Consider the following 16,045-nt stretch of genomic DNA (forward strand, 5'->3'; position numbering starts at 1 on the left):
AGCCAAATTAAAAATAAGTAAAGTGATATTTTATTAAACAATATAAATAAACTTTAAAACGATCATTTTGGTAAATTATCGGATCTATTATGCTTTTTATTGTAGTGTTTTTATGTAGATATTGTTTTATATTTGTGAGTATTTATTAGGGCGTGTTGATCTTTGTGGATTGAAATTTGTCAATCTAGGGGCGATTTAATCGCGGCGCGAGGTTTGTAACCTAGCGGGCTCGATAACTGCTCCTGCGTTATTCTACTGGCTTACATCCATGTAAGAATAAGTAAAAACCGAGCAACAAAGAGTTAATCGTCCCTAGAAAGAACCAAAAGGGCAGCGCATGTTTGGCATTTATGCTGCGTTATCGCCTATTTATGGGGAATAACCACACTACATAGGCTCTGCCTTGCTTAAATACCAAACAGTCTGCTGCAAAATTAATCACGAAAGGTCAGCACGCCCTAGTGTTAAACCCTATGTAAAATAGGGTTCAACAGTTTTTAAAGTGATAAAATTAACATTTATTTGTTTATTGCATTGCTAGTGCAAGGTGGTGATATAAACCAATACCAACAATCACATTAAACGGGAAAGTTACACCGAGAGAGGTCAGCATAGCAAGACCAATATCGGCTTTAGGAATTGCCGCTTTTATTGCAGCGGGTGCGGCTATGTAAGAGGCGCTGGCCACTAAACTTCCCAATATAACTACCGAGCCTAATTCTAAATTTAAAAGTGTGCCTACTGCTGTGCCAATCGTACCTAAAAATAGCGGGGTGACAATAGCAAATACCGCGAGCTTCCAATGTTCCCAGGGGATAGGGCGCAAAGTTTGCGCGGCTACTAAACCCATTTCTAGTAAAAATAATGCCAGAACAACCTTAAAGCTACTTGTTAAAAGGCTAGTTACTTGGCTGCCTTGAACCGTGCCGTACATCATACCTATGACGACACCACCGATAAGCAAAATGACGCTTTTGTTCGTAAGAGTTTCGTGCCAAAGCGCTTTTAACGATGGTTCACTTTTTTGGCTGTTTTGTTTATCAAGTTTTCGGTAAAGCAATAAACCAACAATGATTGCAGGGAGTTCTAACATCACTAAATACAGGGTTACTTCTGCACCCACTGCCAATTTAGCCGATTCGGCATAGGCAAGCGCTACAGCAAATGTACCTGCACTCACTGAGCCGTAATGTGCGGCAATGCTGGCACTATTAGCAACAGATAGTTTAATCACGTATTTTAAAATAGGGTAAAGCATCAATGGTATAAGTGCGCCAAGCAACATTACAGATCCCATTTCGGGCAGTAGTTGCCAGCTTAAATTACCGTGCAGCACCATACCGCCTTTTAAGCCAATGGTTAACATGAGCAATAAGCTTAGTGTGTCGTAGGTGGCTTTTGGAATGGCCAAGTCAGAGCGTAAAATACCCGCGACTAATCCTAAAATAAAAAACATAACAACAATATCTGGCACTGGCTTTCCTTACTAGGTAGTAAATTAAGTGGCGCTATTGTAGATAAAACTTTGTATAGTAAATAATAAAATAAATACGAGTTAGTTATAGATAAATATCTATAGCTGATTTATTAAGTGCTGTTTGTTAGGTTTATGAGGTAGGTATGGATTTACGACATATATCGTTTAGGTTGCTTGAAGTATTTATGAGCGTGGTTAAAACGGGCTCAATAAGCGAAACCGCAAGGCGCTTACACATAACACAGCCAACGGTATCGCTACAAATAAAGCGATTACAAGAAGCGGTAGGTGAGCCGTTATTACTTATGCAACAGCAAAAGCTACACGTAACCGATGCGGGGCTTGAGCTATTTAAAACCTGCCAGCAGGTATTTGGACATTTTGAAGACTATCAAGATTATTTAACCGAACTTAACGGTGGAGCACGCGGCCGTTGTAAAATTGCTATGGTTAATACCGCTCAATATATTTTACCAAAACTGCTTGGCCCTTATAGTAATTTACATCCCCATGTTGAGCATCCGCTTGAGATTGGTAATAGGGCAGAGGTGCTCGAAAGATTTGAGCGAGGAGAGGACGATATTTATGTATTTAGCCACCCGCCGTCGCTTGAACACGCACAAGCTGCGCGCTTTTTGCATAATCCACTAGAATTTATAGTGCCGCTAAATCACCCGTTAGCTCACGTAAAAGCCGTTAAATTAACGGATTTAATGCAGTATCGCTTTTTACTCCGAGAAAATGGCTCAGCGACCCGTATGTTATTTGAAAGCGAGTTACAAAGCCGAGGGTTAGTGCTAAGCGATAGCGTACAAATGGCGAGTAATGAAGCAATACGCGTCGCGGTTGCATCCGGGATGGGCATTGCGGTTTTATCACGCCATGTACTTGCAACAGACGATACTAGTTTTAAAATTCTAAACGTAACCGACACCCATTTAGCGAGCCACTGGTATTTTGTGATACGCACCGACAGGCACATATCGCATGCTGCACGTAACTTTTTAAAGTTTGCGCAGCAGCACGTAGAGCAATATTTAGATATGCAGTGGGTGCGTAACGAGTTACATAACTTACACTTAGATTAATCTTAAATTTTATTAATTAATATCGGGTGTCGAGTCTCTTAAAACAAGCTTTGGCTGAAACACGTGCTTTACTGTTATGCCGCTTTTTTTATAAATATCTTTAAGTACTAAGTTAGCCGCAGCTCGGCCCATTTCAGGAACTGGGTTATCTATTGTAGTAAGCGTTGGGTAGAGGTAATTGGTAAAAATTACGTTATCGAACCCAATAATGGCTAAATCTTTTGGTAGGTTAAAGCCGTGTTCGCGGGCGTATTTCATAGCACCCGATGCCATTTCGTCATTGGCACATACAAGAGCGGTTATTTGCGCTTTATTTTGAATAAAATGCCTTAAGCCGTCACTGCCGCCGGTTTCTTTAAAGTCGCCTACATAATATAAGTTTTCGTCAAAGGTGAGGTTGTATTCTGCTAGGGCTTTTTTGTGGCCTTTTAAACGATTTGACGCATCTTCTTTAAACTGCGGGCCTGCTATGTACGCAATGTTTTTATGACCTTTGTTGATCATGGCTTTAGTGGCTAAATAGCCGCCCATTACGTTGTCGAGGCTAATGCAGTTTTCTTCAATTTCTTTAACGTAGCGGCTCATTAAGTAAATAGGGGTTTTGCCTTTACTTAACTCAATTAGATACTCGTTTGATACCGCTTCTACGTGGGCAATAATAGCGTCGCAATTACGGCCTATTAAAAATTCAAAGCCGCTTTTTTCTTTTTTCTCGTCACTGTGCCCAGGGGTAATAATAACGTGTTTACCCGCAATACGAAGGTGCTCTTCAATGGCTGACATCATTTGACCAAAAAACGGACCATCCAACTCAGAAACTAAAATACCGACGCTGTTTGTTGTGCTAGAGGCTAAAGACCGTGCAATAGAACTTGGCTGATAGCCTAGCTCTTTCATTGCTTCTAATACCTTTTTTTTAGTTTTTTTGCTTACGTAGTCGTTGTCGTTAAGTACCCTTGAAACAGTTGATAAAGACACACCTGCCATTTCTGATACTTGATAAATTGTCGCCATTGATGTCCTAGCTTATATGTGTTTTTACTCGCGCTTTATAAAAATATAAAGCGCGAAGGGTCATTAAAAGTTAATTTACACATTACTGCGTCTAATTGCTAAGTCTTCTGTTATTTTTTGCGTCATCGCTGAGGTAAGCGGATAAATAAGCATCAATGCGGCGCCTAAAAAAGCAAATGCGGCAGGTATCCAGCTCATAAGTAACTGCATACCAGGTAGGGCTTGCGTAATTGTTAGCTCATCCATACCGTTATAGCCGTAGCCTGCAAGTACCACTAATACTAATGCACCTGCAAAACCACCACCGGTTTTTTGCACAAATGTACCCGCAGAATAAATAAGGCCTGTAGCGCGGCGTTTGTTTTTCCACTCTGAATAATCGGCTGAATCACCAAGCATACTAAAAAATAATGTTGGCATCATCGCGGCAAAAAATTCAGCAGCGCAACCAAAGGTAAATACAGCAACCAGGTTATCGCTAGGCACCCAGTAAAATGCAGTAGTGAGTATGCCGCTTAGCATTAATGATGCAATAAATAGGTTTCGTTTACCCATAATTACGGCCAGTTTACCTGTGGCAAGTGCGCCTAATATAGATACAACTAACAAGGCAATAAAGTATTGCCCAGCCATAAGTTCATTGGCTACGTGGTACTTAAAGTAGTACGCAATTACACCGTATTTTATGCCATTAAACATCATGGTTAAAAAACCAATGCCGAGTAATACTAACCAAGGTTTGTTGGTCAGAAGATCAACCATGTCGCGCTGTGAACCAGTTAGGCTTTGCTTATCTTTATTGAGCAATTTTTTAATAACGAATGTCATTGCAGCCATAACAAGGGCAAAAAATACGCCGCTGTATAAATCGCGGTAATAAAAAAACAGAGTGGTAGCAAGCAAAGGTAGGATTATAAATGGCAGGCTTTTGGTTAAATCAAACAACTCTGATTTTAAATTGCCTTCATTTGAGGCGTGCGGTGTTACACGCTCTTTGGTGGTCGCAAACGTTATAATCATTAAAATAATAAGTAAGCTGGCAAATAAGTACATAGTAAGCTGATAGCCTTTGGCATCGTCGCCGCCACCAAAAAAAGCTACTAGCTCAGGTAAAAAACCCATAACCAATAAGCCACCAGTAAACGCACCTGCAAACCTAAAACCAGAGAGCTTTGTGCGCTCTGTATCGTCTGGTGTCATTACGCCCATAAGTGCCGAGTAGGGCACGTTACTTACGGTGTAAGCAAGCGTTAAACCAATGTAGGTTACGTAGGCATAAATAAGTTTGTTGGTGGTGCTAAAGTCGGGTGTAGTAAAACACAACACCATAAACAAGCCCAAAAATGGTGCCGAGTAGAGTATCCACGGTCGAAACTTACCAAAGCGCGACTGCGTTCTGTCGGCAATCATACCCATAATAATATCGGTTACGCCATCTGATAGCCTTACCACCAAAAACAACATGGCAGCGGCGGCTGCCGATATGCCAAATGTATCGGTGTAAAACACCGCTAAATAAGCAAGCGCACCGCGCCATACTAAGTTAGCGCCGGCATCGCCCATGGCGTAACCGACTTTTTCGTATAAAGGGAGTTTGTTCACAGTGTGTGTTCTTATTGTTATAAGCCGATAAATTATCGGCTTGTTATTAGTTTACTGTACGCTTTACCGCTGGCTTTAACAGTTCGTTTTTGTGTGTTGTAGTCTACGTGTACTATTCCAAAACGTTTTAAATATCCTTCAGCCCATTCAAAGTTATCCATTAGGCTCCACGCAAAGTAACCATCTACTTTAACGCCTTGCTCTGCTGCGTTATGCAGGGCATTTAAATGTTCGTGGTAATATTCAATACGGTCGATATCTTTTACTTCACCGTCTTTAAATTCGTCAGCCATGGCTGCACCGTTTTCGGTAATATAAATAGGTGGTAGGGTGTATTTTTCGTTTAACGATACAAGTAATTCTGTAAGCGCTTTAGGGTAAATTTCCCAGCCAATATCGGTCATTGGCGCTTTATGTGGCAGCTCATGGTAAAAGTCGGTATCGATTGCTTGATAATGCATGCGGGTATAAAAGTTAACCCCTAAATAGTCCAGTGGTTGAGCAATTATTTCCATGTCGCCATCTAAAATGTCAGGGCGATGAGCTTTAGGTAACTGAATAATAATATCAGGGTACTTACCTTGCATTACAGGCTGCATGTACCATTGGTTTATGTAGTCATCAGCAAATGCAGTCGCTTTTAAATCTTCTTCGCATTGGGTAACTGAGTAACAAGGCGTAAAGTTAAGTACAATACCGTTTAATGTATTTGGGCTATTTTTAGCAAGTACTTGCATAGCCAATCCGTGGCCCAGTAATAAGTGATGCGCAGCTTTACGACCAAACTCGCGACCTACTATGCCAGGCGCATGTACGCCTATTTCGTAACCTAAGTAAGAGCTGCAAAACGGCTCGTTTAAGGTGGCGTACGAGTGCACGCGGTCACCAAATGCTTTTGTAATTAAATCTGTGTAATGCGCAAATTCGTAAGCGGTGTTACGGTTTAGCCAACCGCCTTCGTCTTCAATATGTTGTGGTAAATCCCAGTGGTACAGCGTTACAAAAGCTTTAATGTTACGGCGTTTTAATTCATCTAAAATGTCGGTATAAAACTTAACGCCTGTCGGGTTTAGGTGGCCATTTTTAGTCATTACGCGCGGCCACGAAATAGAAAGTCTGTAAGCGTCTACACCTAATGATTCAATTAAGTTTATATCGTCTTTCCAGCGAGTGTAGTGCTCGCAGGCTACATCGCCATTTGAATTATCGACTATTTTGCCTTCTTTACTGCAAAAGGTATCCCAAATACATGGCAAGCGATCGGTTGCGCCGCCTTCAATTTGAAATGAGGCCGTAGCTACACCATAGGTAAAATTTTTGGCTAAAAGTGGTGAGCCACTAGGTAAAAATAATTGTTTCATTAAGAGAAAACCTCTGTTTCTTTGTAGTAAATTTTGCTTCTATTTATAGTTTATAAATCACATCGATGGAAGCGCTTCCATATTTAATTTGATTAATCACTAAGGATGGTATTTAATAACCTTGAGGAAGCGCTTCCATATTTAGGTTAGTGGCTATTGTTAAGTAGGTCAATAGTTAAATTTAAATAACAAATAGGTGCTGCACAAAAACACACTGACACAACACAGGGCTATAAAAATGAAAAAAAGCTTAAACACTAATAGGTTACGAATGCTCCCTATTTTAATAGGCGGACTATGCGTTTTAAGTGGATGTAATAAACAAGAAGCTAACGCTGATAATAACGTAAGCGCGGTGGCCAAAAATACTGAGCATGAGCAAGGTGATTTATCACTTTGGCCAACGCTTAAAAGCAAGGTAGTGAAAACGCCTGAAATTGAAAATACGATTGAACAATATTTAAAAACAATGACGCTTGAGCAAAAAGTAGCGCAGATGATCCAACCTGAAATCCGCGATATTAGTGTTGAAGATATGCGCAAATATGGCTTTGGTTCGTATTTAAATGGCGGTGGCTCGTTCCCGAATGCTAATAAACATGCGACGCCTGCAGATTGGATAACACTTGCTGAGAGTATGTATCAGGCATCGGTTGATGACTCAATTGATGGCAGTAAAATTCCAACTATGTGGGGCACTGATGCGGTACATGGTCATAATAATGTGATTGGCGCGACATTATTTCCGCACAATATTGGTTTAGGTGCAGCAAATAATCCTGCATTAATTGAGCAAATTGCAGCAGCTACGGCAATAGAAGTAATGGCAACAGGGATAGATTGGGTATTTGCACCAACAGTTGCTGTAGTGCGCGACGACCGATGGGGCAGAACGTATGAAGGCTACTCAGAAAACCCTGAAATTGTACGTGAATATTCAGCCGCAATTGTAAACGGATTACAAGGCAGAGCTGGTGATGACTTTTTAAGTGACAAACGCGTAATTAGCACTGTTAAGCACTTTTTAGGCGATGGCGGCACGGTAGATGGCGACGATCAGGGTGACAACATTGATAGCGAAGAAACGTTATATAACATTCACGCGCAAGGTTACATAGGTGGCTTAACCGCAGGTAGCCAATCGGTTATGGCATCGTTTAACAGTTGGAATGGTAAAAAAAATCACGGCAATAAATACTTACTTACCGATGTACTAAAAACAAAAATGGGTTTTGATGGCTTTGTTGTAGGCGATTGGAATGGGCACGGACAAGTTGCAGGCTGTACAAATGAAAGCTGCCCGCAAGCTGTTAATGCCGGGCTTGATATTTTTATGGTGCCAACGGGTGCTTGGAAACCACTTTATGAAAATACAATTAAACAAGTAAAAGCGGGCACAATAACAATGGCGCGAATAGATGACGCCGTGGCACGTATTTTACGCGTTAAATTACGCGCGGGTTTATTTGATAAACCAAGCCCCGCAAATCGAAAATATTCAGGTAAGTTAGAACTAATAGGTGCACCTGCACATCGCGATATTGCCCGCCAAGCGGTACAAGAGTCGTTAGTACTGCTTAAAAACAACAACCATTTATTACCGCTTGACCCATCAAGCAACATACTTATAGCAGGCGATGCGGCCGATAACATAGGCAAGCAATCGGGTGGTTGGAGTATTACGTGGCAAGGAACTAATAATCAAAATGCAGATTTCCCTGGAGCAACGTCTATTTATGCGGGGCTAAAAACGCAAATAGACTCTGCTGGCGGTAACGCTATTTTAAGTCCAACGGGTGAATTTAATACCAAACCCGATGTAGCCATTGTTGTATTTGGTGAAGAGCCATATGCAGAGGGGCATGGCGATAAAGACAACCTTGAGTTTGAACGTAACAATAAACGCTCTCTTAAAATATTAAAAACATTAAAGCAGCAAAATATACCGGTTGTTTCTGTGTTTATATCGGGCAGACCAATGTGGGTTAACAGCGAGCTAAACGCGTCAGATGCATTTGTAGCAGCATGGCTTCCTGGCACTGAAGGACAAGGCATTGCAGATGTTTTATTAGCGGATGCAAGTGGGCAGGTACAGTACGACTTTAAAGGTAAATTGTCGTTCTCATGGCCTAAATCGCCACTGCAAACCGCAGTAAATAAAGGCGATGCTGATTACTCGCCATTATTACCCTATGGCTTTGGCTTAACGTATAAAGATGAAAGTACGCTTAGCAATAATCTAAATGAAGACTCAGGTGTTGATATTAGTAACCTTGCGCCGCTATCTATATTTAATGGCAGCTTTAAAACGCCGTGGCGTTTGTTTTTAAATTCAAACAGCGAGCAGCACCAAGTAGCAAGTAACAGTGTAAAGCTCGGCGGCATTACTTATCGCACTGAAGACAAAGCGATTCAAGAAGATGCGATGCAATTTAATTTTGATGGCACTGCAGCCAGCTACATCGAAATTAATAGTAACTTTACCGAAGATAAAGTGGCCTACATTGAAGCAAATTCGGCCCTTAGCTTTAGCTATAAAGTAAACCAAATACCTAGCTCACAGACATACCTTGCAATGAAATGCGAACAAGGCTGTGGTGGCGAGCTTGATATTACCAATGAGCTTAAAAATGCTGATTTAAATACATGGCAAACCATGAGTATAGATTTAACGTGTTTTGCTAAAAAGGGCGTTGATTTTGCCAGAGTAACCAGCCCTTTTATTATTAAAACGGCAGGAGAGCTTAGCGTTTCAGTTGCAGATATTAGCTTTGAGCCACAAAGCGCTAAAAGCGCCGTGGTTAAGTGTGAATAATAAAACCTAAAGTTGTTGTGTGTAACCAAAACCCTTAGTAATAAGGGTTTTTTATGCTGGGCAGTATTGTTTTAAAAATTCATGGTGAGGCGGTAATTGGCTAACGCGCTGTTCTATTTGCTGTTTAATACCGTATAAAAAACGGGTGAGTTCTTCATCGCTCATCATGCTGGCTATTAAGTGATGTTGATTAGGCTCAATACCTTGACCAAGCATAACTTGCACCCACGAATCGACTCTAAAAATGTCGCCATCGTCTAAAAATACACGGCCGGTTTGCTTAAACAAATCAATTTTATGCTGAAGTGTTTTTGGCACATCCATCGCACTACAGTGTTGCCAAAACTCACTGTCATCGCGATTAGTTACTTTGTAGTGCAGCACAATAAAGTCGCGAATATTTTCAATTTCGCTTTTAAGCTGTTTGTTGTATTCGTCAATGGCGTGATTGGTAATGCCATTAAACGGAAATAAACGCATAAAGCGAATAATACCCGACATAATTAAGTGAATGCTGGTGGACTCAAGTGGCTCTACAAAACCGCTAGCAAGGCCAAGCGCTAGGCAGTTTTTGTTCCAGCCTTTTAAGCGACGCCCTGTTTTAAATTTAATAATACGGGGCTCTGTAAGCGGCTCACCTTCAATATTATTTAATAATAGCGCTTTGGCTTGTTCGTCATCCATATATTGGCTGCAATAAACTAATCCGTTGCCTACACGGTTTTGCAGCGGTATACGCCATTGCCAGCCGTTTTTATGGGCAATAGAGCGGGTAAGTGGCAATACGGTATCGCTGGTTGATTTTGTTTGCACCGCAATGGCGCTGTTACACGGTAGTAAATGCGACCAGTCTTCGTAGCCAGTATGCAATGCTTGCTCTATTAATAAACCTCTAAAGCCGGTGCAATCAATAAAAAAGTCGCCGTTAATGTGCTCGCCATTATTTAAAGTAAGTGATTCTATATGGCCCGTTTTAGTGTTTTTTACTACTTTTTGTATTTTACCTTCAATGCGTTTTACACCCAATGGCTCTGAACATTCACGTAAAAACTGCGCGTAACGTGTGGCATCCATATGGTAGGCATAGTTAATGGGATTTTGCTGATTAAACGCAAATTTACCGCCTTTAGCCGCTTGCAGCTCGTAGCAGTAATCGCCAAATGGGTTGTTTATTCCAAGTGTTTTACCTTGCAGCCAAAAGTGATGAAATTCACCCGCCCAACATTCTTTGCCCGTTGCGCCAAATGAGTGAATATAATGCGTGTTTTCATCGCCCCAGTTTTCAAAGCTAATACCTAATTTAAAACTGGCTTGAGTGGCTTTCATAAATGCTTGCTCGTTTATACCCAGCAATTTATGAAATGTACGAATAGGCGGAATTGTTGCTTCGCCAACACCTACAGTGCCAATATCGTCAGATTCAACAAGGGTTATGTTTATATTGTTACCAACTAGTTTAGCAAGTGCCGCTGCTGCCATCCAACCTGCAGTGCCGCCTCCAGCAATTACTACGTTTTTAACAGCGTTTGTTTTAGTCATTATGTGGCTGCCCATTATTTAATAAAAGATGATTTAAAAGCGCGCGATTACTTGGCAGTCCATTTAAACACTGCGCTATTTTTTCGCGATTTTGCTGATAATAGTAATCCCCAGCACGTGGGTCGTTAAATGTATTTTGTGCAGATACTGTTTGTGTATTAAAGCCCATGCCATATAAAACGTATTGATAACTGCTTGATGAAAACACTTCTTCGTTTTCAATGAAATCAAAGCGGCTAGGGGGTTGAAATTGCCAAAGTTTAAGTAAGTTTTGCAGGCGCTCGGGCGCGGTATTTAAATTACTAATATCTTGCCAATAAGGAGTGTCGTCGCGCTCGCTTAGCACATAATGAAGTTTTAAAAACTCAATAACGCGCTGCCAACGAGTGCTAAAACGATCATTAAAACGCGTTTTAAGCTGGCTCATGTGGGTGCGGTTTTGCGGTAGTTGCTCGCTTATCATGCTAATTGAAAGCTCAACCATAGCAAGAGCTGACGCTTCAAGCGGCTCTAAAAAGCCAGCTGACATACCCACGGCAACACAGTTTTTAATCCAAAATTGTTGCCTGTAACCAGGGCTGAATTTTAATACGCGGTAGGTAAGTTGCTCAGCTTGTTGCTCACTGGTACTTTTAGCTATGTAGCTTTTTAGAGTATTTGTTGCGCTTTCATCGCTTTGATATTTACTACTAAATACATAACCTGTACCACGGCGCGTTGGCAGGGCTATATCCCAAATCCAACCGTTACTTTGCGCTGTAGATAACGTAGCAGAGGCAACTGGCTGATCGGCGTGTGCATTAGGTATTTGCGCCGCAACAGCGCTGTTATTAAATAAAATATGATCTTGCGCTATAAACTGACTATTAAAATGCTCACCAATTAAACGAGCGCAAGAGCCTGAGCAATCTATAAATAAATCACCCGTTATATCGCCATTATTATTTGTTTTTAATGAGGCAATATAGCCATGATCGTCGTTAATAACCTCGGTTACATCGTCAATAATATGCGTAACGTTTAGGTTTTTAACACAGTGATTTTTTAAAAATTCAGCAAATTTACCCGCATCTAAATGATAACCATAGTTGGTAACTGCTGCATATTCAGGTGTTTGTAATTGCTTTGGTGCAAGTGCTGCTTGGCTTACAAAGCTTTGCATATTAACAACGTCGGCAAATTTTTGGTTAGGTGCAATGCGTTGCCAGCTGGCGTGTAAATTAGTGTGCTCGTAGCCTTGTGGATTCATAAAAGGGTGGTAGTAGTTTTCTCCCTCGCTGAGGTTTCGCCAATTTATAAATTTAGAACCTTGCTTAAATGATGCGTCGCACTGGGTTATAAAATCACTTTCTTTAATGCCAATGCGCTGTAGGGTGTTGCGCATTGACGGCCACGTGCCTTCGCCCACACCCAATATAGGCACATTTGCCGACTCCACTAACGTTACATTAAGGTGCGGGTGTTCGGCGGCTAATAAGCCTGCGCTTAGCCAGCCGGCAGTACCACCACCTAAAACGACTATTTTTGTTATTGGTTTGGTCATGAGTTAACACTCTAAAGTTGATAACAATTAAACTAGCATTAATACTGTTTTAAATACAAAAAAGCCGCTAGTAAAAACTAACGGCTTTACTTTGTATTACCTTTAGAAGTTGTAACGCATACCAATATTGTAACGTGCACCTAGCTGTTGTAGGTTCCACAATTGAACTGACGTACGGCCATGTTCGCGGCTGTTTTGTTCAGTAATATTAAGGCCTTCAACAAAAAACGATAGTTGCTCGCTGTAGTTGTACGCAACATTAAAGTCGATTTGATAATATTCTTCAGTAAAGCCTGGCTCATTTACGTATCGAGCTGCGCTATTTAAAAACTTATCACGCCAGTTGTAAGCAATACGTGCTTGAAAATCGTCGTTTTCGTACATTGCAATAAAGTTAGCTGTATCGCTTAAACCTACTAGTGCAAATTGTGTTGTAGTAGGGTCGGCGTTTACATCAAAGTCTATGTCGCCGTTAACTGTGGTGTAGTTTGCTTGCACACCAAAACCGCTTTCACCAAAAAAGTGCTGAAAGGCAATTTCAAAACCATCAATGGTGGCATTTTTATTGTTGGTAGGTACTTGCGCTGTAAATTCTAGTAATGGGTCATCGCTGTTAGCAATTACATCGTAAGCGGCTTCAAACTCTTCGTAGGTCATAGAGTCAAAATCAACGTTGTTTTCTGTTGCGGCAACCATTTGAAATAAGTTTGAATCGGTTAGAGCAAGTCCGCGAGATTCTAGCTCAGCAATGGCAGCTTGTGCGCGAGGACCCGCTGTTGCATCGCGTAATCCGTAGTAGTTTTGTGTCATTGGTGTTAAACCAATAAAGTTTTCGATGTCTTTAGTGTAGTAACCTACCGACACATAACTTGTTTCTGCAAAGTACCATTCAGCCGATACATCAATATTGTCTGATTCAAGCGGCACTAAACCAGGGTTACCCGTTGACGCTGTAGCCGGTGAAGAACCCGCTAAAAGAGTAGGGGCACCCGGTACACCAACAGTCGCTGCTGAACTTAAGTTGTCGTAAGTTGGGCGAGCAATTGTAGTGCTATAAGAAAAACGCGCTTTTACGTTTTCGATTACTTCTATGTCAAAGTCAAAGCTTGGTAAAAAGTGATCGTAGCTAGATTTAAGCGTGAAATCTTCTTTATCTGAGCCAAAGCGAACGTTAAAGTCGTTATTACCTTCCCATGCTACTGCGTTAGGTAAGTCGATATTAGCCGTTGAGGTAATGTCGGTAGACTCTTGGCGTGCGCCAATAACAATGTTGTATGGCATATCGCCAATGTAGCCGTTGTAAGTAAATTGCACAAACGCTGCGGTTATGTCTTCTTCAATGGTGCGGTTAGTTGCAAATGCGCCATCGGCTGCAAAGTTAAAGCCGTATTCTTCACCTGCCCAGTAACCAATTTGCGATGCGCTGCCGGTATAGCCTTGGTTGTACGAACCTGATGTATCGTAGTCGTCAAACTCAGCTAAAAAGTTTGTTGGGTTAAGATAGCCATCAGGTAGTTCGCCTGGGTTTTCTATACCCCAGTTACCCATTGTATTACGTGTAAGTGATTGCAGTGAATGGCTTTCCATAGATCGAGACTCTATACCAAAGTCAATTGCGCCGTTTTCAATTTCGTATTTGCCATGGATTCTAAATTCTGTGATTTCAGACTCTTGGCGAGCAAAGTTAGAATCTAAAATAGACGTACCCACATCAGAGGCATCTAACGTGTTATTACAATTTAGGTTGTCTCGGCGGCAATCATCAAAATCGATACTCATTGATGGCAGTTCGCGGCTAAAATCAACTTCTTGTGCGTTAACTACGTTTGCGCCCAAGCCTGCGTTTACCCAGCTGCCGTAAGGTGCATCTGGTTTGCTAGTGGCTTTTGAATTGTGCGCATCAAACATAAAGCTCAATTCTGAATTAAAATAGTACTCAACGTTTAAGCCAATTGAGTCGTTTTGATTAACTTGGTTTAGCTCTTGAAACGCTAAGCCTAAATCGCGTGTTTGCTGATCGCGACGTTCTTCTCGGTAATAAATAGGGGTTTTTACTGTGTTATCGTCAAACGTTAGCGCGCTTTTGTAGTTATCCATCCATATTGATTGCTCAGCACGGGCTTCGAATAAATCTTGCTTAGAATATGTGTAATCAAGCGTGGCTGTTAAATCGTCAATTGGGCTGTATTGCAGCGTTAATTGCGCGTTTGTACGCGTACGTTCTCTGTCGGCAATGGTGTAGCGCAAATCTGATGGCATTGAATAAAGTTGACCAACAGCGGGTGCATTAGTTAAAACAATATCGTCTGCTGCTTGTGGGATTGTGCCGTCAAAAGCAGATGTATTCCATTGATTTACAAACGCACCTGTTGATGAGCTATCGCGCTGTTGCATGCTTGCAGTTAACGAGGCGCCAAATTTAGCTTCGCTGTCGGTCCAGCTAATTAAGCCCGAAAGCTCTGGTGTTATGTCATCACCAACGCGGTTTGTTGAGTCGTGTAATGCTTTTACGCCAATGCTTGAAACAAAGCCTGGGTTATCAAGTGGGCGAGCGGTATTAATATTAATTGTTGCGCCAATACCACCTGATGCAATACTTGCTTTACCCGTTTTATATACTTCAACCGATTTAACGCTATCAGATGCTAAGTTTGCAAAATCAAAAGCACGAGAACTGGGTGTACCGCCGCCTGAAGGCAATGAAGCTGCCGGCATAGTACGTCCGTTTAGGGTTACCATATTGTAATCGGGGCCAAAACCGCGAACTGTTACTTTAGAGCCTTCACCATTTGAGCGATCAATCGATACACCCGTAATACGCTGTAGCGACTCTGCTAAGTTGGTATCTGGAAATTTGCCAATATCTTCAGCTGATATAGCATCTACAACGCCTGCGGCGTCGCGTTTTAAACGAGTCGACTCTTTAATACTACTTTTAAAACCAGTAACTTGAATTACTTCAACATCTGTATTTGCTTCTTGTGCATATACAGGTAAAGAGATTGATGCGCCTAAAATCAGAGATAGGCTGGTTGCTATCTTTGTTTTTCTTACAATATAGTTAGACATTCGGTTTCCCTCGCGCTTTTATCATTATTATTAACAGCTTGTATGGGCTGTTATTGTGTAGTTGTAAACATTGTCAAATGTGTGGGAGCGCTTCCAGAAATATGTAATTAAGTGATTTTGTGGAAGCGCTTCCAGAAATGCTAGTTTAAATTTTAAATAGGGTCAACTTTTGTTTTAATAAAATGAGACTAAATTGTTCTTAAAATGTGTTTTTTTAGATTTAAATCATAAATTACAGTTGGTTATGAAAAAGTATTCAAAAGCAGTGCTGTAACAACATTTTATTATAAGAAACCTGATTACTGATTCATTTAGTTATTTAAACACTTTATGGTGTTTTAACATCAGTTTTTGCTACAGACTAAAATTAATAGGTAGAGCGTTGGTGACTAAACCTAGGCACCTTTGCTGAAAATTTACACATTATTAAATGTGAAATTTTTAGGCACCTAAAACAGAGGGTGTCTCATTTTATAAATTGGTCATTAAAAAAACAGAGATTGTTTAAAAAATCGTTAATTAAATCACTAAAAAGTA

9 protein-coding genes are annotated in these 16,045 nt (G+C 41.0%); 2 read left to right on the forward strand and 7 right to left on the reverse strand.

Going from position 1 to position 16,045, the window contains the following annotated elements:
- Positions 1-526 precede the first annotated feature (526 nt).
- Positions 527-1,474 (reverse strand): sodium-dependent bicarbonate transport family permease, encoded by a 948-nt coding sequence (locus tag CXF89_RS15735; protein ID WP_121955134.1) that lies wholly within the window; start codon positions 1,472-1,474, stop codon positions 527-529.
- A 146-nt stretch (positions 1,475-1,620) separates the two neighbouring features.
- Here CXF89_RS15735 and CXF89_RS15740 point away from each other — a divergent pair, with 146 nt between their 5' ends.
- A complete protein-coding gene (locus CXF89_RS15740) occupies positions 1,621-2,565 on the forward strand; it encodes a LysR family transcriptional regulator (protein ID WP_121955135.1) in 945 nt (314 codons plus the stop codon).
- A gap of 12 nt (positions 2,566-2,577) precedes the next feature.
- Here the strand turns inward: CXF89_RS15740 and CXF89_RS15745 are convergent, their stop codons facing one another.
- The 3 genes from CXF89_RS15745 to CXF89_RS15755 all read right to left on the reverse strand — a co-directional run bounded on the left by CXF89_RS15745 (position 2,578) and on the right by CXF89_RS15755 (position 6,542).
- On the reverse strand, positions 2,578-3,579 hold the full coding sequence (locus tag CXF89_RS15745) for a LacI family DNA-binding transcriptional regulator (protein WP_121955136.1): 1,002 nt from the start codon (positions 3,577-3,579) through the stop codon (positions 2,578-2,580).
- A gap of 75 nt (positions 3,580-3,654) precedes the next feature.
- Positions 3,655-5,181 carry an MFS transporter gene (locus CXF89_RS15750; RefSeq protein ID WP_121955137.1) on the reverse strand — a complete coding sequence of 509 codons (1,527 nt, stop codon included), beginning with the start codon at positions 5,179-5,181 and terminating at the stop codon, positions 3,655-3,657.
- A gap of 32 nt (positions 5,182-5,213) precedes the next feature.
- Complete coding sequence (locus tag CXF89_RS15755; protein ID WP_121955138.1) at positions 5,214-6,542, reverse strand: GH1 family beta-glucosidase; 1,329 nt, start codon at positions 6,540-6,542, stop codon at positions 5,214-5,216.
- Between the two features lie 238 nt (positions 6,543-6,780).
- On the opposite strand from CXF89_RS15755, the gene CXF89_RS15760 reads away from it, so the two are divergent.
- Complete coding sequence (locus tag CXF89_RS15760; protein ID WP_121955139.1) at positions 6,781-9,357, forward strand: glycoside hydrolase family 3 protein; 2,577 nt, start codon at positions 6,781-6,783, stop codon at positions 9,355-9,357.
- A gap of 51 nt (positions 9,358-9,408) precedes the next feature.
- Here the strand turns inward: CXF89_RS15760 and CXF89_RS15765 are convergent, their stop codons facing one another.
- From CXF89_RS15765 to CXF89_RS15775, 3 genes are all read right to left on the reverse strand, one after another.
- Positions 9,409-10,896, reverse strand: a complete 1,488-nt coding sequence (locus tag CXF89_RS15765; RefSeq protein ID WP_121955140.1) for a tryptophan halogenase family protein — start codon at positions 10,894-10,896, stop codon at positions 9,409-9,411.
- Positions 10,889-12,439 (reverse strand): tryptophan halogenase family protein, encoded by a 1,551-nt coding sequence (locus CXF89_RS15770; RefSeq protein ID WP_121955141.1) that lies wholly within the window; start codon positions 12,437-12,439, stop codon positions 10,889-10,891. The genes CXF89_RS15765 and CXF89_RS15770 overlap by 8 nt, the downstream gene beginning before the upstream one ends.
- A 102-nt stretch (positions 12,440-12,541) precedes the next feature.
- Complete coding sequence (locus CXF89_RS15775) at positions 12,542-15,508, reverse strand: TonB-dependent receptor (RefSeq protein ID WP_121955142.1); 2,967 nt, start codon at positions 15,506-15,508, stop codon at positions 12,542-12,544.
- Between the last annotated feature and the right edge of the window lie 537 nt (positions 15,509-16,045).

It is taken from the genome of Pseudoalteromonas sp. MelDa3, from assembly GCF_002863625.1.
Classification (GTDB): Bacteria; Pseudomonadota; Gammaproteobacteria; order Enterobacterales; family Alteromonadaceae; genus Pseudoalteromonas; species Pseudoalteromonas arctica.

Coding starts and splice junctions, on each gene's coding strand:
- CXF89_RS15740 (WP_121955135.1), top strand. CDS start 1,621: ATGGATTTACGACATATATCGTTTAGGTTGCTTGAAGTATTTATGAGC.
- CXF89_RS15745 (WP_121955136.1), bottom strand. CDS start 3,579: ATGGCGACAATTTATCAAGTATCAGAAATGGCAGGTGTGTCTTTATCA.
- CXF89_RS15755 (WP_121955138.1), bottom strand. CDS start 6,542: ATGAAACAATTATTTTTACCTAGTGGCTCACCACTTTTAGCCAAAAAT.
- CXF89_RS15760 (WP_121955139.1), top strand. CDS start 6,781: ATGAAAAAAAGCTTAAACACTAATAGGTTACGAATGCTCCCTATTTTA.
- CXF89_RS15765 (WP_121955140.1), bottom strand. CDS start 10,896: ATGACTAAAACAAACGCTGTTAAAAACGTAGTAATTGCTGGAGGCGGC.
- CXF89_RS15770 (WP_121955141.1), bottom strand. CDS start 12,439: ATGACCAAACCAATAACAAAAATAGTCGTTTTAGGTGGTGGTACTGCC.
- CXF89_RS15775 (WP_121955142.1), bottom strand. CDS start 15,508: ATGTCTAACTATATTGTAAGAAAAACAAAGATAGCAACCAGCCTATCT.